Here is a 19,477-nt window from a genome sequence, read left to right as displayed (position 1 = left end):
CCCGATGATCGCCGTGCGCCATCTGTGGAAGGTCTTCGGACCACGCCCCGAGCGGGTCCCCGGGTCGCCCCTGGCCGACCTGCCCCGGGCCGAGCTGCGCGAGCGGACCGGCTGCGTGGCGGCGGTCCGTGACGTCAGCTTCGACGTCGCGCGCAACGAGGTCTTCGTCGTCATGGGACTCTCCGGCAGCGGCAAGTCCACCCTGGTCCGCTGCCTGACCCGGCTGATCGAGCCGACCGGCGGCGAGATCGAGATCGACGGCGAGCCGGTCCGCGGGATGTCCGCCAAGCGGCTGCGGGACCTGCGGCGGCACCGGGTCGCCATGGTGTTCCAGCACTTCGGGCTGCTGCCGCACCGGTCGGTGCTGGACAACGCGGCGTACGGGCTGGAGATCCAGGGGGTGGCCCGCGCCGAACGGCACCGGCGGGCCGCCGACGTGCTGGAGCTGGTCGGGCTGACCGGGCACGAGCAGCAGCTGCCCGAGGAGCTGTCCGGCGGCATGCAGCAGCGGGTCGGGCTGGCCCGGGCGCTCGCCACCGACCCCGAGGTGCTGCTCTTCGACGAGCCGTTCAGCGCGCTCGACCCGCTGATCCGCCGGGACATGCAGGCCGAGGTGCGGCGGCTGCACGCCGAGGTGGGCAAGACGCTGGTCTTCATCACCCACGACCTGGCCGAGGCGCTGACCCTGGGGGACCGGATCGCGGTGCTGCGCGACGGTGAGCTCGTGCAGGTCGGCACGCCGGAGGAGCTGGTCGGGGCGCCGGCCGACGGGTATGTCGAGGACTTCGTGCGGGACGTGCCGCGCGCCGACGTGCTCACCCTGCGCTGGATCATGCGGCCGCCGGTGGACGGCGAGGAGTGCGAGGACCAGCCGCTGCCGCAGGACACCGTGATCCGCGACGCGGTCGCCCGGGTGCTGCGCGCGGACCGGCCGATCGCGGTGGTCGACGGCGACCGGCGGGTCGGCGTGGTCGACGCCGAGCGGCTGCTGCCGGCGCTGCTGGGCCACCGGCGCCAGGTCCCGGCCGGATGAGCGGGGCGAGCGCGCCAACCGGGGGCCGGCGATGACTGCGGTCGCGGCCCGAGCCACCGCCACGGACGGCGGCCCGGCGAGCGGAGGGCCCGGCGACGCGGGACCTCGGCGGCGGACGGGGCTGCTCTCCGTCCGTACCGTCGCAATTGTCTTGATCGTCGCGACCGTGGTCGCGTATCTCGCCTTCCGCACGACGGCGGTCGCGGACGACTCGGACGCGGTGGCGTTCCGCTTCTTCGGCGGCGTGCGCGACTGGGTGGACGCGAACCGGGACACGCATCCGCTCTTCCTCTACGGCATCAACTACCTCCGGCTCGGCATCCGGCTGCTGGTCGACGCGGTCCGGGCCGGGCTGACCGGGCTCGGGCTCGCCGGGCTGGTCGCGGTGGCCGGCGCGATCGCGTTCGTGCTCGGCGGGTGGCGCCCGGCCCTGCTGGCGGTCGCCGGGTTCCTCGGTTTCGGGGTGCTCGGGCTCTGGGACGAGAGCGTGGACACGCTCGCCCTCACGCTCACCGCGGTGCTGATCTCGGTCCTGATCGGCGTGCCGCTCGGCATCCTGGCGGCCCGGGTGCGCTGGATCGGCGCGGCGCTGCGCCCGCTGCTGGACGTCATGCAGATCCTGCCGACCTTCGCCTACCTCGCGCCGATGACCCTGCTCTTCCTGATCGGCTCGCCGGCCGCGGTGGTGGCGACGCTGATCTACGCCGTGCCGGTCACCATCCGGATCACCGAGCTGGGCATCGCCGGGGTGGCCCCGAGCGCGGTGGAGGCGGCGACCGCGCTGGGCTCCACGCGGTGGCAGCTGCTCGCCAAGGTCCGGCTGCCGATGGCCCGGCCGGCCCTGGTCCTCGCGGTCAACCAGACGATCATGATGGCGCTCTCGATGGTCGTGGTGACCGCCCTGATCGACGCACCCGGGCTGGGCGTGAACATCCTGCAGGCGCTGGAGCGGGTGAACGTCGGCGCCGCCTTCGACGCCGGGCTGGCCATCGTGATCATGGCGATCGTGCTGGACCGGGTGACCACGGCCGCGGCCCGGCGGCAGCGCCGGGACTGGCGGGTGTCGGCGGTGGTGCTGGTCGCCGCGATCGCGATCGCCGCCGCGCGGGTGACGCTGGAGCTGCCGCTCTTCTCGTTCGCCAAGCCGGTCAACGACGTCACCGGCTGGCTGGAACTGCACTGGTACGACGCGACCGAGTGGCTGAAGAACACCGTCAGCACGGTGCTGCTCAACCCGCTGGAAACCCTCCTGACGACCACCCCGTGGTGGCTGTTCACCCTGGTCGTGCTCGCTTTCGGGCTGTTGCTGGCGGGCTGGCGCGCGGCGCTGATCGCGGGCGCCGCCGCGGCCGGGCTGACCGGGCTGGGGTTGTATCAGCACGCGATGCAGACGCTGGCCACCGTGCTGGTCGCGACCGTGCTGACCATGCTGGTCGGGATCACCGCCGGCGTCCTCTGCGCCCGGCACGACCGGCTGGCCACGATCGTCCGGCCGGTGCTGGACGCCGCGCAGACGATGCCGTCGTTCGTCTATCTCCTGCCGGCGGTGGCGCTCTTCGGCGCCAGCCGGTTCACCGCGATCGTGGCGGCGGTCATCTACGCCGCGCCGCCGGTCGTCCGGCTGGTCGAGCGCGGGATCCGGGACGTGCCGGCCACCGTCGTCGAGGCCGCGCTCTCCGCCGGCTCGACCCCGGGCCAGCTGCTCCGGAAGGTGCAGCTCCCGATGGCCCGCGGCGGCCTGCTGCTCGCCGCCAACCAGGGGATCGTGATGGTCCTCGCGATGGTCGTGGTGGGTGGCCTGGTCGGCGCCGGCGCGCTCGGTTACGACGTGGTCGCCGGGTTCTCCCAGCGCGAGGACTTCGGCCGGGGCCTGGCCGCCGGCTTCGCGATCGTGCTGCTCGGTGTCCTGCTGGACCGCCTCACTCAAGGTTTCCACCGCCGAAAGGGTCCCTCCCGATGAGAAACAGACAACTGTCCTTCGCCGTCGTCCTCAGCCTGCTGCTCGCCGGGTGCGGCGGGGCCACCTCGGACGCCGGGGAGAGCAAACCGAGCGCCGGCAGCAAGGGCACGGTCAACCTGGCGATCAACCCGTGGGTGGGGTACGAGGCGAACGCCGACGTCCTCGCCTACCTGCTGGAGCACAAGCTCGGCTACACCGTGGCGAAGAAGAACCTGAAGGAGGAGATCTCCTGGCAGGGCTTCGAGACCGGTGAGGTGGACGCGATCGTGGAGAACTGGGGCCACGACGACCTGAAGAAGACCTACATCGACGAGAAGAAGGTCGCGGTGAGCGCCGGGCTGACCGGCAACACCGGGGTGATCGGCTGGTACGTCCCGCAGTGGATGGTCGACCAGTACCCGGACATCACCGACTGGAAGAACCTCGGCAAGTACGCCGACCTGTTCAAGACGTCCGAGTCCGGCGGCAAGGGGCAGCTGCTCGACGGCGACCCGTCCTACGTCACCAACGACGAGGCGCTGGTCACGAACCTGAAGCTGAACTACAAGGTGGTCTACTCCGGCAGCGAGGCGGCGCTGATCAAGGCGGCCCAGCAGGCGACCGCGCAGAAGAAGCCGCTGCTCTTCTACTTCTACGAGCCGCAGTGGCTGTTCGCCAAGGAGAAGTACGTCCGGGTGAAGCTGCCGGCCTACACCGCCGGGTGTGACGCCGACCCGAAGAAGGTCGCCTGCGACTACCCCGACTACCCGCTCGACAAGATCGTCAGCAAGAAGTTCGCCGACACCGGTGGCGCGGCCTACGAGCTGATCAAGAACTTCAAGTGGACGAACGACGACCAGAACCTGGTCTCCGACTACCTCACCAACCAGGGTCTGGACGCCGACCACGCGGCCGAGAAGTGGGTCGCCGAGCACGAGTCCACCTGGAAGCCCTGGATCCCGGCCGGGAGCTGACCGATGGCCGGGCCGAAGGTCGTGATCATCGGGGCCGGCATCGTCGGCTGCGCCCTCGCCGACGAGCTGACCGCGCGGGGCTGGACCGACGTGACGGTGCTGGAGCGCGGGCCGCTCTTCGTCACCGGCGGGTCCAGCTCGCACGCGCCGGGCCTGGTCTTCCAGACCAACCCGTCGCGGACCATGGCCCGGATGGCCCGGTACACCGTGGAGAAGTTCGTCGGGCTGGACTGCTTCCGGCAGGTCGGCAGCCTGGAGGTGGCGACGACGCCGGAGCGGCTGGCCGAGCTGCACCGGCGTTTCGGGTACGGCCAGTCGTGGGGGATCCCGTCGGAGATCCTCGATCCAGCCACCACCGCGGGGATGTTTCCCCTGGCGGACAAGGATCGGATCCTCGGCGGCCTGCATGTTCCGAGTGACGGCCTGGCCCTGGCGGTCGACGCGTGTGAGGCGCAGGCGGCCAGGGCGACGGCGCGCGGTGCCCGATTTGTCGGGGAAGAAGAGGTCGTCGAGATCTTGCGGGAAGGCCGCCGGGTGGCGGGCGTGCGGACCACGAAAAAAACCTATATATCCGAGATTGTGGTCAGCTGCGCCGGCTTCTGGGGGCCGCGGATCGGCGAGCTGGCGGGCGTGCCCATCCCGTTGCTCCCGATGGCGCACCAATACGTCCGCACCGACGGCGCCGGCGCCCACGACGACCTCCCCATTCTCCGTCACCAGGACCGCGACCTCTACTTCCGGGCCCACGGCGAGACCCTCGGCATCGGCTCCTACCTGCACGAACCCATGCCGGTGGAGCTCGCCGACCTGCCCGGCGGCGACCACCCCTCGATGATGCCGTTCACCCCCGACACGTTCCGGGAGTCGTGGGCGGCCGCCGCCGAGCTCCTGCCCGGCCTGGCCGACGCGGCGATCGCCGACGGCTTCAACGGCGTCTTCTCGTTCACCGCGGACGGCTTCCCGCTGCTCGGCGAGTCCCGGGAGCTGCCCGGCTTCTGGACCGCCGAGGCGATCTGGGTGACCCACTCGGCCGGTGCGGCGCGGGCCGTCGCGGAGTGGATGGTGACCGGCCGGCCCTCGCTGGACCTGCACGAATGCGACCTCAACCGGTTCGATCCGGCGCAGCTGGCGCCGGACTACGTACGCAAGCGGTCGGTTCGGAGTTTTGTCGAGGTCTACGACATCGTGCATCCGCTGGATCCGCCGTCGGTGCGCAACGTCCGGGTCAGCCCGTTCTTCGCCCGGCAGACCCAGTTGGGCGCGGTCTTCGGCGAGTCCGCGGCGACCGGGTGGGAACGACCCCTCTGGTACGCCACCAACCCACTCCCGCCCAGCCCGATCCCGCGCGACGACTGGTCGTCCCGGCACTGGTCGCCGATCGCCGAGACCGAGGCCCGGATCACCCGCGAGCGGGTCGCGATGTACGACATGACCCCGCTCACCCGCCTGGAGGTCACCGGCCCGGTCTCCTTCCTCCAGGGCCTGACCAGCGGAAACGTCGACCGCAAGGTCGGCAGTGTGGTCTACACGCTGCTGCTCGACACGGCCGGCGGCATCCGCAGCGACATCACCGTGGCCCGGCTGGCCGAGGACCGTTTCCAGGTCGGCGCGAATGGCCCGCTCGACCTGGACTGGCTGCTGCGGCACGCCCCGGACGGCGTACAAGTCCGGGACGTCACCGGCGGCACCTGCGGGATCGGGCTCTGGGGACCGCGCGCCCGGGACGTCGTCGCGCCGCTCACCGACATCGACGTGTCGCCGGCGGCGTTCCGGTATTTCCAGTGCCGGCAGGGCCACATCGGCACGGTTCCGGTCACCATGCTGCGGCTCTCCTACGTGGGCGAGCTCGGCTGGGAGATCTACGCCCGGGCGGATCACGGCCTGCAGCTGTGGGACACGCTCTGGGGCGCCGGCCGCCGGCACGGGGTGATCGCCGCCGGTCGCGCCGCGTTCCACAGCCTGCGCCTGGAGAAGGGCTACCGGTCCTGGGGCGTGGACATGACCAGCGAGGACGATCCGTACCAGGCGGGGCTGGCGAGCGGGCCGGAACCGGACCGGCGGCTCACCTGCCTGCTGCTGGCGGACCCCGGCGCGGTGCCGATGGGGCGGGAGCCGGTCTACGCCGACGGCGCTCCGGTCGGGCACGTGACGAGCGCGGCGTTCGGGCACACGGTCGGCGCGCCGATCGCGTACGCCTGGCTCCCGGCCGGTCTTTCCGTGCCCGGCACCGAGGTGGAGATCGGATACTTCGATCGGCGGCTGGCCGCCACGGTGGCCGCCGAGCCGCTGTTCGATCCCGAGCACGAGCGGTTGAGGAGCTGACATGCCTGCCTTTGATGTGATCGTCGCCGGACTCGGGGGCATGGGCAGCGCCGCCGCCCACCACCTGGCCGCCCGGGGCCTGCGGGTGCTGGGGCTGGAGAAGTACGGGCCGGGCCACGACCGCGGGGCCAGCCACGGCGGCTCCCGGATCACCCGGCAGTCGTACTTCGAGGGTCCGGAGTACGTGCCGCTGCTGCTGCGCGCCTACGACCTCTACGACCGGCTGGCCACCGACTCGGCGATGGACGTGATCACGCTGACCGGCGGGATCATGGCCGGCCTGCCGGACAGCCGCACGGTGGCCGGCGCCCGGGCCAGCGCCGAGCAGTGGGGGCTGGAGCACGAGCTGCTGGACGCGACCGACCTGCGCAAGCGGTTCCCGACCACGGCGCCCCGGCCGGACGAGGTGGCGCTCTACGAGGCGAAGGCGGGGTTCGTCCGCCCCGAGCGCACCGTCCTCGCGCAGCTGCAGCAGGCCGACCGGCACGGCGCCGAGCTGCGGTTCCACGAGCCGATGCGGAGTTGGGAGCCGGCCGGCGACGGGGTCCGGGTGGTCACCGCGAGCGGCGTCTACTCGGCCGGGCACCTGGTGCTCACGCCCGGCCCGTGGGCGCCCGAGCTGCTCGCCGACCTGGGCGTGCCGTTCGCCATCGAGCGGCAGGTGCAGCACTGGTTCCAGCCGCGCGGCGGGGTGGACGCGTTCCTGCCGGACCGGCACCCGATCTACATCTGGGAGGACGAGTCCGGGGTGCAGGTCTACGGCTTCCCGGCGATCGACGGCCCGGACGGCGGGGCGAAGATCGCGTTCTTCCGCAAGGGCACCCCGACCACGCCGGACACCCTGGACACCGGGGTGCACGCGGCCGAGATCGCCGAGATGGCCGCGGCGGCCGGCCGGGTGCTGCCCGACCTGCCCGGCGCGCACCTGCGCGGCGAGCCCTGCATGTACAGCACCACCCCGGACGAGCACTTCGTGATCAGCCGGCATCCCGCGCACGACGCGGTGACCGTGGGCTGCGGGTTCTCCGGGCACGGGTTCAAGTTCGTCCCGGTGGTGGGGGAGATCCTCGCCGATCTGGCGACCACCGGCACGACCCGGCACGACATCGGCCTCTTCGATCCCCGGCGGTTCAGATGAGCTCACTGCTACCGACCCTGCCCGGCCATTACTACACCGACCCGGCGATCTTCGCCGCCGAGCAGGACCGGATCCTGGAACGGATGTGGTTCTGCGCGGTCCGCGGCTCGGACGTGGCGAATCCCGGCCAGTTCCGCACGGTCACCGTCGGCCGGGAGAGCGTGCTGATCACCCGCGGTCGCGACGGCGGCGCCCGGGCCTTCCTGAACGTCTGCCGGCACCGCGGCGCGCAGCTCTGCGCCGAGGAGTCCGGCGCGGTCAAACGCACCTTTCGCTGCACGTACCACGCGTGGTCGTACGACACCGACGGCAAGCTGGTGGCCGCGCCCAACCTGGTGAAGATGCCGGACGTGGACCGGGTCGAGTACGGCCTGACCAGGGTGCACGTCCGGGAGTGGCTCGGCTACGTCTGGGTCTGCCTGGCGGAGCGGGCGCCGTCGTTCGAGGACGAGGTGATGGGCGCGTGCGTCGAGCGCCTCGGCGACCTCGCCGCCATCGACCGCTACCAGCTGGACCAGCTGCGGGTGGGCCGCCGGATCCGGTACGACGTCCGGGCCAACTGGAAGCTGATCATCGAGAACTTCATGGAGTGCTACCACTGCTCGACGATCCATCCCGAGCTGGTGCACGTGCTCCCGGAGTTCGCCGGCGGGTACGCCGCGCAGTACTACGTCGGTCACGGCGCCGAGTTCGGCCCGGGCGTCGACGGTTTCACCGTGGACGGCAGCGCCGGCCAGGCCGCGATCGAGACGATCGCCCCGGAGCAGGACCGGCGCTACTACGCGATCACGATCCGCCCGCAGGTCTTCGTCAACCTGGTGCCGGACCACGCGATCCTGCACCGGATGTACCCGCTGGCCGCCGATCGCACGATCGTGGAGTGCGACTGGCTGTTCCGCCCGGACGTGATCGACTCCGACGCCGACCTGGATCCGTCGGTGGAGCTCTTCGATCGGGTGAATCGCCAGGATTTCGACGCCTGCGAGCGCTGCCAACCCGGAATGTCGTCACGGGCGTACGCGAACGGCGGAGTGCTGGTCCCGAGCGAGCACCATATCGCGGGTTTCCACCAGTGGATCCGGGATCGTCTCGAAGGGAAGAAATAACCACAACTCGCTCACGCGGCTCCGAAGACTGTCCTAGCTTTGGCCAGGTCTTAGTCGGGCAAATCGACTGAAATGGAGCATGTCGTGCGACTCTCCCGTACCACGAGACTGGCGCGCGGTGGCCTGCTGGCCACCGCTGTGCTGTCTCTCCTCACGTCGGCCCCGTCCGCCGGCGCGGTGGCCGCGCCCCGCGCCCCGCGCGACAGCCACCCGATCACCGACGGGCGCGGGGACAACCTCGAGCTCAACGGCACCGCCTCGATGATCACCCGGACCAGCACCGGCAAGCGGGTCATCCAGCTGACCACCGGCGGCTACAAGCAGATCGGGTCGGCCTGGTCCACCGAGCGGGTCGACCTGGACCGCTCGTTCGAGACGTCGTTCAAGGCGTTCCTGCACCACAACCGGCCCGGTGGGGACGGCATCGCGTTCCTGGCCCAGGGGCACGGCCCGCGCGCGCTGGGCGGCTGGGGCGGTGGCCTCGGCTACCGCGGCCTCCGCCGGAGCGTGGCGGTCGAGTTCGACACGTACCAGAACTCGCCCGACCCGAACAGCAACCACCTGGCCGTGGTCCTCGGCGGCAACCCGGACCGGCACCACAAGACCGCGACCGCGTCGATCCCGCTCTACGGCAAGCCGTTCCAGGCCCGGATCCGGTACGACGCCGACGGCAACCGCCTGCGCGTCTACGTCCGCGGGCTGTACCGGAACGCCCGGGAGAAGCTGATGCTCGACGAGAAGGTCGACGTCGCGCGCTGGGCCGGCCTCCGCGACGGCTGGGTCGGCTTCACCGGCGCGACCGGCGACCGGGTCTCCCACCAGGACGTCTACGACTGGACGGTCGACGCGCCGAAGGCGTGACAGCTCCGCCGGCGCCGTCCTCCGCGGCGCCGGCTGCCCTTCCCCGGGCGCCTGCCCGGACTCTCGCGACCCGCACCCATGCGCCCGGCCCGCCGAGGCCGCCTCCACCCTGTTCGATCGGAGACATCCATGCCCACGGTCGACCGTGTGCTCCCCACCGATACCGGCAACGAACAGACCACTGTCGAACCGCCGGTTCTGCCCGAGCCGGAGCCGATCGTGAGTGTCGTCGTACCGGCGCTCAACGAGGCCCGCAACCTCCCGCACGTCTTCGCCCGCCTGCCGCAGGTCGACGAGGTAATCCTGGTCGACGGGGGCTCCACCGACGACACCGTGGCGGTCGCGAAGCGGCTGCGCCCGGACATCCGGGTCGTCACCCAGAACCGCAAGGGCAAGGGCAACGCCCTGGCCTGCGGTTTCGCCGCGTGTACCGGCGACATCATCGTGATGATCGACGCCGACGGGTCGACCGACCCGGGCGAGATCCCCAGCTTCGTCGCGGCGCTGCGCGCCGGCGCCGACTTCGCCAAGGGCTCGCGGTTCCGGGCCGGCGGCGGCAGCGCCGACATCACCCGGCTGCGCCGGGCCGGCAACAAGATGCTCAGCGTCCTGGTCAACATCCTTTTCGGTACGACGTACAGCGACCTCTGCTACGGATACAACGCGTTCTGGTCGTGTCATCTGGAGGTCTTCGACCTGGACAGCACCTCGCCCGCGCCGGCCGGCGGGGACGGGCGGCTGTGGGGTGACGGCTTCGAGATCGAGACGCTGCTGAACCTGCGTGCCGCCCGCGCCCGCCTGGCCATCGAGGAGGTGTCCAGCTTCGAGCACAACCGGATCCACGGGGTCAGCAACCTGAACGCGTTCACCGACGGCATCCGGGTGCTGCGCACCATCGGCCGGGAGTGGCCGCGGGGTCTGCGGCGCGGGTCCCGGCAGGTCGCCGGGCGGTCCGCACGATGAGGATCGGCGTCGTCTCGAACGCTTACCACCCCGACGTCGGCGGGGTGGAGACGCACGTCCGGCGCCTGGTCGCCGGGCTGCTCGCGGCCGGCGACGACGTCGAGGTGCTCACCCAGCACGCCGTCCGGCCCACCGAGACGGTGGACGGCGTGCTGGTCCGGCGCTTCCCGCTGACCGTGCCGGCCCGCAACTACCGGGTCTCGCTGCCGCTCTGGCGCTGGGTGCGCGACCACGCCGTGGAGTACGACGTCCTGCACACCCACAGCTATCACGCGCTGGTGTCGCTGGGCGCGGCGCTGGTCCGGCACCCGACACCGCTGGTTTTCACCCCGCACTACCACGGAACCGGGCATACCCGGCTTCGGGCGGCATTACACCCGGCGTACCGGCCGTTCGGACGGCGGATCATGAGCCGGGCCGGGCGGATCGTCTGTGTCACCGGGGCCGAGCGTGACCTGGTGCTGCGGGACTTCCCGGAGGCGCACGGCCGGGTGGTGGTGATCCCGAACGGGACCGATCCGCGCCCGGTGGTGCCCGGTCACCGGCCCGGGGTGCGCGGGATCCTCTGCGCCGGCCGGCTCGAGCACTACAAACGGGTCGACCGGGTGATCCGGGCGATGGGGCCGCTCGGGCCGGCGTACCGGCTCGACGTGGTCGGCGACGGCCCGGCGGCCGGCTCGCTCAAGCAGCTCGCCGGTCGCCTCGGGGTGGCCGGCCGGGTGGTCTTCCACGGCCGGCTCGACGACGCGGCGTTCGCCGGCTGCCTGGCCCGGGCATCCGCCGCGGTCTCCGCCTCGGCGCACGAGGCGTTCGGGATGACCGTCGCCGACGCGCTCGCCGCCGGCATCCCCACCGTCGCCGCGCCGATCCCGGCGCACCAGGAGCTGGCCGCGCTGGCCGGCCCCGCGGCCTGGGTGCGGATGACCGACCCGGAGGACGTGGCGGCCCTGGCCGGGGCGCTGCGGGACGCCGTCGCGGCCGGCCGGTCGGCCACCGCGGCACCGCTGCCCACCTGGGCCGACGTGGTCACCGCGACCCGGCAGGTGTACTCGGAGCTGACCGGGATGCCGGTGCCGAGCACCGGCGCGGGAGCAGGAGGCCGGTGAGCGCGGTCACCGCCCGGCCGGCGCCGGGACTCACCGGGTCGCGGCGCGGCGGCCCCCGCGCCCGGGTCGCCGAGGCCGCCTGGTGCGCGTCGACGCTGACCGTCGCCGGGGCGGCCGGGGCGGCGGCGATCGTGATCGCGTACCGGCGGGCCGAGTGGGGCGAGAGCGGGCAGTTCGGCTGGTTCTGGGCCGGGATGCTGCTGTTCACGCTGACCGCCGGGTACTGGGCGCTGCGCCGGGGCACCTCGGCCCGGCTCCGGCTGGCCGTGCTGATCGGCTACGGCGCCTTCACCTACCTGCCGAAACTGCTGCGTCACCCGAGCGGCCCGCTCTACCACGACGAGTACGCGCACTGGGGCCAGAGCCACAACATCCTCCTGGACGGCCGGCTCTTCGAGATGAACCCGATCGTCCGGGTCATCGGCGACTACCCCGGCCTGCACGCCTGCGTCGCGTCGCTGGCCACGCTCACCGGGCTGAGCATCTGGCAGTCCGCCCTGTTCGTGCTGACCACCGCGCACGTGCTGCTCACCCTCGGGGTGGCGGTGCTCGCCGGGCAGCTGCGGCCGGACCCGCGGATCGCCGCGGCGGCCGCGCTCCTCTACAGCCTGAACAGCTCGTTCCTGTTCTTCGACACCCAACTCGGGTACGAGTCGATGGCGATCGGCATCCTGGTGTGGGCGCTCGCCGCCGCGATCCGCGCGCTGCGCGCCACCACCGTGCCGGCCCGGCTCGGCTGGTCCGCGCTCACCCTGCTGCTGTGCGCCGCGACCACCGCCACGCACCACCTCACCGCGCTCTGGATGACCGGCGTGATCGGCCTGCTCGCGCTGGTCTGCACGATCCACTCGATCGCCGCCCGGGAGCTGATCACGCCGGCCCGGGCGGCCTGGGCGCTGACCTCGGGCACCGCGCTGATCGTGGCCGTCTGGCTCGGGCTGGTCGCCCCGCGCACCGGCAGCTACCTGGACCCGTACCTGGGCCGGGCGCTGGACCAGATCAGCGGGCTGGCCGGCGGCGAGGAGGGCGGCCGGGAGCTGTTCAGCAAGTCGGTGCTGCCCTGGTGGGAGCAGGACGCGGCGTACCTCGCGCCGGCCGTCGCGCTGCTCGCGATGGTCGCCGCGACCGTCCTGTGGTGGCGCCGCCGCTACACCGACGAGCCGGTCACGCACGCCGGCACCACCGCGATGCTGCTGCTCGGGGCGCTCTACTTCCCGGCCACGCTGCTGATCCTGACCCCGGCCGGGGCCGAGGGCGCGCGCCGCTCCTGGGCGTTCAGCTACCTGGGCCTGGCGATCGCGGCCGCCCCGGTGGTGGTGGCGCTGCTGGACCGGGCCCGGCGACTGCCGTCCCGGCTCGTGGCGGCCGGGCCGGTCGTCGCCGGGGCCGGCGTCGCCGCGACCTGCGCGGTGCTGCTGGTCGGCAACAACGCGGCCGGGATGAACCCGTCCTACCGGTTTCCCGGGCCGCCGGTCTACGGCTCGGACACCCGGGCCGCCACGCCGGAGGTGCTGGCCGCCGCGCACTGGCTGCTGGACACCCAGGGCCGCGGGATCCGGCTGGTGGCCGACCGCTACTCCGGGCTGATCCTCGGCTCCTACGGCGAGCAGCAGCCGACCACCGGGTCGGAGAGCTTCCCGGCGTACGACCTGTACCGCGCCCAGCCCGGCCGGCCGATCTCGCCGGCGCTGCTCGCCCAGCTCCGCGACTGGCGCTTCGAGTTCCTCGTGGTGGACCGGCGGATGGCCGAGCAGGTGCCGGACATCAACATCTACTTCGAGACGAACGAACCGCTCCGGCACGACGGCGTGCCCGCGTTCGACCGGGCGCAGCTCACCAAGTTCGACGCCATGCCCTGGCTGATCAAGGTCTACGACGGACCGCACCTGGCGATCTACCGCTTCGACTTCGGCAGCCTGGCGCACCCGGTCCACGAGGGAACGCGATGATGAGGACGATCCTCCGGCCGCTCGTCACGGCGTACGCAAGTCTCTCGGTCCTGCTCCCGGCCGCCGGCCTGCCCTGGCCGGTGCTGCTGCCGGCCTGCCTGCTCGCCCTGCTCGCGGTCGGCGAGCTCTGGGTGCGCGCGGTCACCGGCCGGCCGGCCGAGTCCGGCATCCCGGCCGTCAAGGCCGGCCTGACGGTGCTCGCCGGCCTGCTCACCCTGCCGACCGTGGCGCTGCTGCTGCACCCGCTCGGGGCTGGGGTCGCGCCGATCCCGCTGATCGCCGGGACCGCGCTGCTGGCCACCGTGCTCGGCGCGGCCGGGCTGCTCCGGCTCTACTTCAGCCGGCGCGGGGAGCGGGACGAGGACGGCGACGAACCCGGCGTGCCGGCCCAGCGCCGCGCCGGGACGGCCCTTGGAACGGGTGGCGCCCGGATACCGGCCACCGCCCGTACCGTCGCCTCGATCTTGATTCCGATCTTGTTGTCCCTGGTCGTCGGCGGGGTCGCGATCCGTGCCGTGGAGCGCGGCCGGCACCCGGGCCTGCCCGGTTACCTGACCGTGGCGCTGAACGGCTGGGCCGCGGGGATCACCCGTCCGGTCACCGTGCCGGCCCGCGGCCTGGCCGTCCCGGTCCGGATCACCAGCTCCGGGCTGCCGACCACCACCCAGATGCTGCGGCTGCGGGTCGGCAGCGCGGTCGTCGCGAGCCGGCCGGTGACCGTGGGGACCGGCAAGGTCTACGCGCTCAGCGTCCGCGTCCCGGCCCTGCCGGCGGACGGCTGCCTGCGCCCGGTCGGGATCAGCGTGGGTGGCGCGAGCACGGTCTTCTACGCGAAGGCCGCGACCGGCCGGACCGCGCCGGCCCGGGGGCGGCCCGCGTGCTGATCGCCGCGACCCGGCGGGTGCTGAACGACTCGCTGGCCCGCAACAGCTTGCTGATCATGGCGACCACGGTGGTCAACGGCGGCCTCGGCTACGTCTACTGGATGCTCGCCGCCCGCGCGGTCGCGCCCCCGCAGGTCGGCACGGCCACCGCGCTGATCTCGGCGGCCACCGCGATCAGCATGATCGCGAACCTGGGCGCCGGGCACATGTTCATCCAGCGGCTGCCCGGCAGCGCCCCGGACGCCTGGTCCCGGATCGTCGGCGGCGGACTGCTCGCCGGCGGGGCGGTCACCGCGGCGACCGCGGCCGCCGGGGCGGTGCTGGTCCCGATGGTGGCGGCGAACTTCGACTTCCTGCGCGGCCCCGCCGCCGCGGTCGCGCTGGTCTGCGCCGCGACCGCGATCACCGCCAGCACGCTGCTCGACAACGTGTACGTGGCGCATCGGGCGGGGCACGGCATGTTCGTACGCAATCTGCTCCTGGCCGCCGGGAAGATCGGCGCCCTCGCCGCGATTCTCGGCGCGGGGGCCCACTCGGCCGGCGCGGTCGTCGTCTCCTGGACCCTGCCGACGCTCCTGGTCAGCGCCGCGACCGTGGTCATCGGGCCGGCCCGGCTGCGGCCCGGCGCCCGGCTGCGGCTCGGTCTCCGGCTCCGGAGCCTGGCCGCGGAGCTGCCGCACCTGCGGGCCGCGCTGACCGGGCACCACCTGATCAACCTGACCCAGGCCGGCCCGGCCGCGCTGCTGCCGGTGCTGGTCACCGCGCGGCTCGGCGCGGGCGCCACCGCGCACTTCTACCTGGCCTGGATGACCGCGTCGATGCTCTTCATGGTCTCCCCGGCGGTCGCCTCGGCGCTCTACGCGGAACGCACCAACGCGGCCCGGGTCGGCCTGCGCCGCGCGGCGGTCGTCGTGCTGGCGATGGTCGGCATCCCGGCCGCGCTGCTGCTGACCGCGGGCGACCGGATCCTGGCGCTGTTCAGCACGGCCTACGCCGTCGAGGGCGGCACGCTCCTGAAGATCCTGGTGCTGGCCGCGATCCCGGACGCGATCACCAACCTGGCGGTGGCGCACTGGCGGTCCCACGGCGAGTTCCGGCTCTGCCGGCGGCTCAACGGGGTCCGCGCGCTCACCTGCCTGTCGCTCACCTGGCTGCTGCTGCCCGGGGCCGGGGTGACCGGCGCCGGGGTCGCCTGGCTGGCCGGCCAGACCGCGTCCGCGCTGCTGGTCGGCGCGGTCGCCCTCGCACTTTCCGCCCGGCAGAAGGCCACCGTCCTATGAAGATCCTGCACCTGTCCAACCTGTACGCCCCGGTCATCGGCGGACTCGAGCGCAGCATCGCGACCAGCAGCGCGGAGCTGGTCCGGCGCGGGCACGAGGTCACCGTGCTCACCCTCGCGACCCCGGCCGCGCCGGGCCACGAGACGCTCGGCGGGGTGCGCGTGCACCGCGTCCGGAGCATCGCGAACACCCTGGTCCCGGGGCTCAACCAGGACCCGGGCAAGCCCTTCCACCCGACCGTGCCGGACCCGCTGACCAGCACCGACATCGCCCGGCTGCTGCGCGCCGAGCACTACGACGTGGTGCACAGCCACGACTGGCTGATGTACAGCTACCTGCCGCTGCGCCGGGCCCGGTTCGGCCGCCCGCACGTGCACACCGCGCACGACTTCGGGCTGACCTGTGTCCGCAAGACCTTCTCCCGCAACGGCCGGCCGTGCCCCGGCCCGAGCCTGGCCCGCTGCGTGAGCTGCGCCTCCGTCCAGTACGGCGGCCCCCGCTCGCTGGCCCTGACGGCCGGCCTGCACGCGCACCGGCACCGCGGCATCGACGCGCTCACCGCGATCTCCACCTCGGTGGCCCGCGCCCTGACCCAGGCGAACCTGCCCGGCGACCTGCCCGTCAAGGTGCTCTCCAGCCTGGTCCCGGACGGCCTGGACACGCTGGCCCGCGCCGAGCCCCGGCCGGACTGGCTGCCCGAGGGCGACTACCTGCTCTTCGTCGGCGCGCTCGGGCCGCACAAGGGGATCGGGGTGCTGTTCGACGCGTTCCGGAAACTCGTCGACGGCTGGCCCGGCCCCGGCCCGGCTCCGAAACTGGTCTGCCTCGGCACCCGCCGGGACGACACCCCGGCCCCGCCGCAGGGCACGCTGATCCGCCACGACGTGCCGCACGCCCAGGTGATGGCCGCCTGGCACGGCGCGGTGGCCGGCGTGGTCCCGTCGCTGAACGAGGGCATGGGCCAGGTCGCGGTCGAGGCGATGCTGGGCGGCGCGCCGCTGGTCGCCTCGGCCGCCGGCGGGCTCACCGACGTGGTCACCGACGGCGAGAGCGGCCTGCTCGTGCCGCCCGGCGACGTGCCCGCGCTGCACGCCGCGCTGCTGCGGGTGCTCACCGACCACGACCTCGCCGCCCGGCTGCGCGCCGGCGGCCACCGCCGCGGGCTGGACTTCACCGCCGCGCGCGTCGTCCCGCAGATCGAGGAGGTCTACCGTGCGTGCATCGCAGCGTCCTAGGGTCGTGGTGGTCGGCTCCGGCTGGCACTTCCTCTCCGGGATCAGCTACTACACCTGCCGGTTGAGCAACGCGCTGCAGGAGCGCTTCGACGTGAGCGCGATCCTGATGCGGCGGCTGCTGCCGGCCCGCCTCTACCCCGGCCGGGACCGGGTCGGGCAGCAGCTCAGCGACCTGCGGTACGACGACGACATCCCGGTCTTCGACGGCGTGGACTGGTGGGCGGCGCCGAGCCTGGCGCGGGCCGTGGCGTTCCTGCGGTCCCAGCGGCCGGACGTGCTGGTGCTGCAGTGGTGGACCGGGGCGGTGCTGCACTCGTACCTGGTGCTGGCGATCGCGGCCCGGCGGCTCGGGATCCGGGTGGTGATCGAGTTCCACGAGGTCCAGGACACCGGGGAGCTGCGGCACCGGTGGGCGGCGCGGTACGTCCGCGGGGCGATCCGGCCGCTGCTGCGGCGGACGTCCGGGGTGGTCGTGCACTCGGCGTACGACCGGGACGCGCTGGCCTCGGCGTACGACCTGGGCGGGGTGCCGGCCGAGATCGCGCTGCACGGGCCGTTCGACCACCACGCCGCGCCGGTCGAGCGCGCGCCCGGCGCGGACGGCGTGACCCGGCTGCTGTACTTCGGGACGATCCGGCCGTACAAGGGCCTCGAAGATCTGATCGAAGCCTTCGCGACGCTGGACCCGTCCTACCGCCTGACCGTGGTCGGCGAGACCTGGGAGGGGTGGACCCGGCCGGGCGAGCTGATCGCCGCGTCGTCGGCCCGGGACCGGATCACCTTCGTCAACCGGTACGTGCCGGACACCGAGGTCAACGAGTACTTCGCGGCCGCCGACGCGGTGGTGCTGCCCTACCGCCGCAGTTCGGCCAGCGGCCCGCTGCACATCGCGATGAGCCACGGCCTGCCGGTGGTGGTCACCTCGGTCGGCGGCCTGGTCGAGGCGGCCGGGCCGTACCCCGGAACGGTCTTCGTCCCGGCCGGCGAGCCCGCCGAACTCGCCGCCGGCATCACCCATGCCGCCGGCCTGGTCGGTCGGCGGCACGCGGATCCGTCCTCCTGGGGCCGGACGACGGACGCCTACGCCCGCCTGTTCGAGCGGATCGGCGTCGGTCAGGACACCGCCACGTCGTCGAACCAGGCGGTGCCCTTGTTGTCGCCCGACTTGAGGTGAAGCTGGACGCTGGCCGCCCCCGCCGGGGCGGTCGCGTCCACGGTCAGCTTCGTCCAGCCGGTGGTGCCGGTCGGCAGCGGCTTCGACTGACTCTGGCCCAGCCACTTGTCGTTGGCGTCGAACCAGCTCAGCGCGATCTCGGTGGTGCCGGTCAGGTTCTGGCCCTTGGCCCACGCCTCGGCGTGCCAGCGGTAGCCCGGCTGCACCGGGGTGACCGGGGAGGTCCGCAGCGACGGCAGACCGGTGTCGGTCCGGCTCGTGCCGTTGAACCGGATCGAGCCGGCGCCGGTGCGGGCCATGCCGGTGACCCGCTCGGCGGCGCCCTCGTCGGCCAGGTAGGGCCCCCACGGCGAGTTACTCGTGGAGCCCTCGAAGCCCAGGTCCAGCACGCTGTTCGCGGGAGTCTGGCCGGCCCAGTACGTCTTCACCACGGCGACCGCGGCCTTCGCCGAACCGTCCGCCCGGTACAGGCCGAACTTGTACTGCGCCGGGATCCGGGAGACCGCCGAGTTGGCCGGGATCGCGCCGGTGCTGAAGTCGGACAGCGTCCACGGGGCGACCGAGCCGACCCCGGCGACCTTCGCCGCGGCGAACACCCGGGCCAGGTACGCGGCCTGGTTGCCCTCGCTGCCGGACGCCGTGCTCAGGCCGGTCTCGCCGATCACGATCGGGTAGGAGCCGGCCGCGGTCTGCGCCTTGCGGATCTCGGCGAGCGCCCGCTCCGAGTTGCCGTAGAAGTGGAAGTCCAGGTAGTCGACCGGGGTGGCGGACAGCGCGGTACGGATCTGCGCCAGCCCGTTCGGGCCGGTGGTGCCGGAGACCGACAGGGTCAGCGGCATCGCCGGGACGGCCGCCCGGAGCGCCGGGATGATCTTCTTGACCCAGGTGACCGCGCGGGCGTCGGTCGGATCGAACTCGTTCTGCACCTCGACCGAGAGCACCCGCGGGTCGGCCGCGTACGGCGCCAGCACCGCCTTCGCCCACGCCGCGCTGCCGGCCGTGTCGGTGTAACCCTCCCACCAGTCGAACAGGGTCAGCTTCACGGTCAGGCCCTCGCCGTCCGCGATGCTGACGAACTTGGCCAGCTTCGCGGCGTAGTCGGCCTTCGGCGCCGGATAGCCGAACGCCGTCGGGAAGATGATCACCCGTACGTTGTCGGCGCCCAGGGCCTTCGCCTTGGTCAGGTCCGCCTCGATCTTCGCGGCGTCGAAGTTGGTCCACATCGCCGACCAGCCCGCGTTCGACGGGTAGTAGTTGATCGTCTTGGCCGCCTGCACGGCGGCCAGCCGGCCGGCCAGGGTGGGCACGGCCGCCTTCTTCACCGTGGTCGCGGTGCTGGGCTTCTTCGCCGGCGCCGGCACGGGCTTCTTCGCCGCGGAGGCGGCACCGCTCTGCGCGAGGAGCGAAAGAAGAAGTGAGGAGGCAAGGATGGCGGCACGACGACCGGCGAGAGACATTCGGGGGCCCTTTGCGGCAGTTGCTTTTCGGTGACCCCTCCATTCGGCCGATGGCA

15 protein-coding genes are annotated in these 19,477 nt (G+C 73.0%); 14 read left to right on the top strand and 1 reads right to left on the bottom strand.

Translation table 11 applies throughout. The annotated features are described in order from the left end of the window. Positions 1-4: 4 nt before the first annotated feature. The 14 genes from L3i22_RS45660 to L3i22_RS45595 all read left to right on the top strand — a co-directional run bounded on the left by L3i22_RS45660 (position 5) and on the right by L3i22_RS45595 (position 17,964). Complete coding sequence (locus tag L3i22_RS45660; RefSeq protein ID WP_221323658.1) at positions 5-1,033, top strand: glycine betaine/L-proline ABC transporter ATP-binding protein; 1,029 nt, start codon at positions 5-7, stop codon at positions 1,031-1,033. Positions 1,034-1,184: 151 nt separating this feature from the next. Continuing rightward, positions 1,185-2,993 carry a proline/glycine betaine ABC transporter permease gene (locus L3i22_RS45655; protein ID WP_255657645.1) on the top strand — a complete coding sequence of 603 codons (1,809 nt, stop codon included), beginning with the start codon at positions 1,185-1,187 and terminating at the stop codon, positions 2,991-2,993. After that, entirely contained in the window at positions 2,990-3,946 is a 957-nt protein-coding gene (locus tag L3i22_RS45650) for an ABC transporter substrate-binding protein (RefSeq protein WP_221323656.1), read from the top strand. The genes L3i22_RS45655 and L3i22_RS45650 overlap by 4 nt, the downstream gene beginning before the upstream one ends. Positions 3,947-3,949: 3 nt before the next feature. Further along, entirely contained in the window at positions 3,950-6,268 is a 2,319-nt protein-coding gene (locus tag L3i22_RS45645) for an FAD-dependent oxidoreductase (RefSeq protein ID WP_221323655.1), read from the top strand. A gap of 1 nt (position 6,269) precedes the next feature. Further along, a complete protein-coding gene (gene solA / locus L3i22_RS45640; RefSeq protein WP_221323654.1) occupies positions 6,270-7,406 on the top strand; it encodes an N-methyl-L-tryptophan oxidase in 1,137 nt (378 codons plus the stop codon). After that, positions 7,403-8,512: an aromatic ring-hydroxylating dioxygenase subunit alpha gene (locus L3i22_RS45635; protein WP_221323653.1), complete on the top strand. Its 1,110-nt coding sequence runs from the start codon at positions 7,403-7,405 to the stop codon at positions 8,510-8,512. Before solA ends, L3i22_RS45635 begins: the two co-directional genes overlap by 4 nt. A gap of 84 nt (positions 8,513-8,596) precedes the next feature. Next, entirely contained in the window at positions 8,597-9,373 is a 777-nt protein-coding gene (locus tag L3i22_RS45630) for an L-type lectin-domain containing protein (protein ID WP_221323652.1), read from the top strand. A gap of 147 nt (positions 9,374-9,520) precedes the next feature. After that, positions 9,521-10,336 (top strand): glycosyltransferase family 2 protein, encoded by an 816-nt coding sequence (locus L3i22_RS45625; RefSeq protein ID WP_255657644.1) that lies wholly within the window; start codon positions 9,521-9,523, stop codon positions 10,334-10,336. Further along, positions 10,333-11,442 carry a glycosyltransferase family 4 protein gene (locus L3i22_RS45620; protein WP_221323650.1) on the top strand — a complete coding sequence of 370 codons (1,110 nt, stop codon included), beginning with the start codon at positions 10,333-10,335 and terminating at the stop codon, positions 11,440-11,442. Before L3i22_RS45625 ends, L3i22_RS45620 begins: the two co-directional genes overlap by 4 nt. After that, entirely contained in the window at positions 11,439-13,391 is a 1,953-nt protein-coding gene (locus tag L3i22_RS45615; RefSeq protein WP_221323649.1) for a hypothetical protein, read from the top strand. The genes L3i22_RS45620 and L3i22_RS45615 overlap by 4 nt, the downstream gene beginning before the upstream one ends. After that, on the top strand, positions 13,391-14,275 hold the full coding sequence (locus L3i22_RS45610) for a hypothetical protein (protein ID WP_221323648.1): 885 nt from the start codon (positions 13,391-13,393) through the stop codon (positions 14,273-14,275). Before L3i22_RS45615 ends, L3i22_RS45610 begins: the two co-directional genes overlap by 1 nt. After that, positions 14,269-15,555, top strand: coding sequence for a lipopolysaccharide biosynthesis protein (locus L3i22_RS45605; RefSeq protein WP_221323647.1), 1,287 nt, complete (start codon positions 14,269-14,271; stop codon positions 15,553-15,555). The genes L3i22_RS45610 and L3i22_RS45605 overlap by 7 nt, the downstream gene beginning before the upstream one ends. Next, complete coding sequence (locus tag L3i22_RS45600) at positions 15,552-16,790, top strand: glycosyltransferase family 4 protein (protein ID WP_221323646.1); 1,239 nt, start codon at positions 15,552-15,554, stop codon at positions 16,788-16,790. The genes L3i22_RS45605 and L3i22_RS45600 overlap by 4 nt, the downstream gene beginning before the upstream one ends. Then, on the top strand, positions 16,768-17,964 hold the full coding sequence (locus L3i22_RS45595) for a glycosyltransferase (protein WP_221323645.1): 1,197 nt from the start codon (positions 16,768-16,770) through the stop codon (positions 17,962-17,964). Before L3i22_RS45600 ends, L3i22_RS45595 begins: the two co-directional genes overlap by 23 nt. On the opposite strand, the gene L3i22_RS45590 is transcribed toward L3i22_RS45595, so the two are convergent. Next, positions 17,904-19,421 (bottom strand): cellulase family glycosylhydrolase, encoded by a 1,518-nt coding sequence (locus tag L3i22_RS45590; RefSeq protein ID WP_221323644.1) that lies wholly within the window; start codon positions 19,419-19,421, stop codon positions 17,904-17,906. The two genes, L3i22_RS45595 and L3i22_RS45590, sit on opposite strands and share 61 nt — an antisense overlap. Positions 19,422-19,477 lie beyond the last annotated feature (56 nt).

The sequence above is a fragment of the Actinoplanes sp. L3-i22 genome (genome assembly GCF_019704555.1).
Lineage (GTDB): Bacteria > Actinomycetota > Actinomycetes > Mycobacteriales > Micromonosporaceae > Actinoplanes.
The sequence above is the reverse complement of the archived record's forward strand: the minus strand, read 5'-3'. Positions and strand labels throughout refer to the sequence as shown.

Coding starts and splice junctions, on each gene's coding strand:
- L3i22_RS45660 (WP_221323658.1), top strand. CDS start 5: ATGATCGCCGTGCGCCATCTGTGGAAGGTCTTCGGACCACGCCCCGAG.
- L3i22_RS45620 (WP_221323650.1), top strand. CDS start 10,333: ATGAGGATCGGCGTCGTCTCGAACGCTTACCACCCCGACGTCGGCGGG.
- L3i22_RS45590 (WP_221323644.1), bottom strand. CDS start 19,421: ATGTCTCTCGCCGGTCGTCGTGCCGCCATCCTTGCCTCCTCACTTCTT.
- L3i22_RS45635 (WP_221323653.1), top strand. CDS start 7,403: ATGAGCTCACTGCTACCGACCCTGCCCGGCCATTACTACACCGACCCG.
- L3i22_RS45650 (WP_221323656.1), top strand. CDS start 2,990: ATGAGAAACAGACAACTGTCCTTCGCCGTCGTCCTCAGCCTGCTGCTC.
- solA (WP_221323654.1), top strand. CDS start 6,270: ATGCCTGCCTTTGATGTGATCGTCGCCGGACTCGGGGGCATGGGCAGC.
- L3i22_RS45645 (WP_221323655.1), top strand. CDS start 3,950: ATGGCCGGGCCGAAGGTCGTGATCATCGGGGCCGGCATCGTCGGCTGC.
- L3i22_RS45600 (WP_221323646.1), top strand. CDS start 15,552: ATGAAGATCCTGCACCTGTCCAACCTGTACGCCCCGGTCATCGGCGGA.
- L3i22_RS45610 (WP_221323648.1), top strand. CDS start 13,391: ATGAGGACGATCCTCCGGCCGCTCGTCACGGCGTACGCAAGTCTCTCG.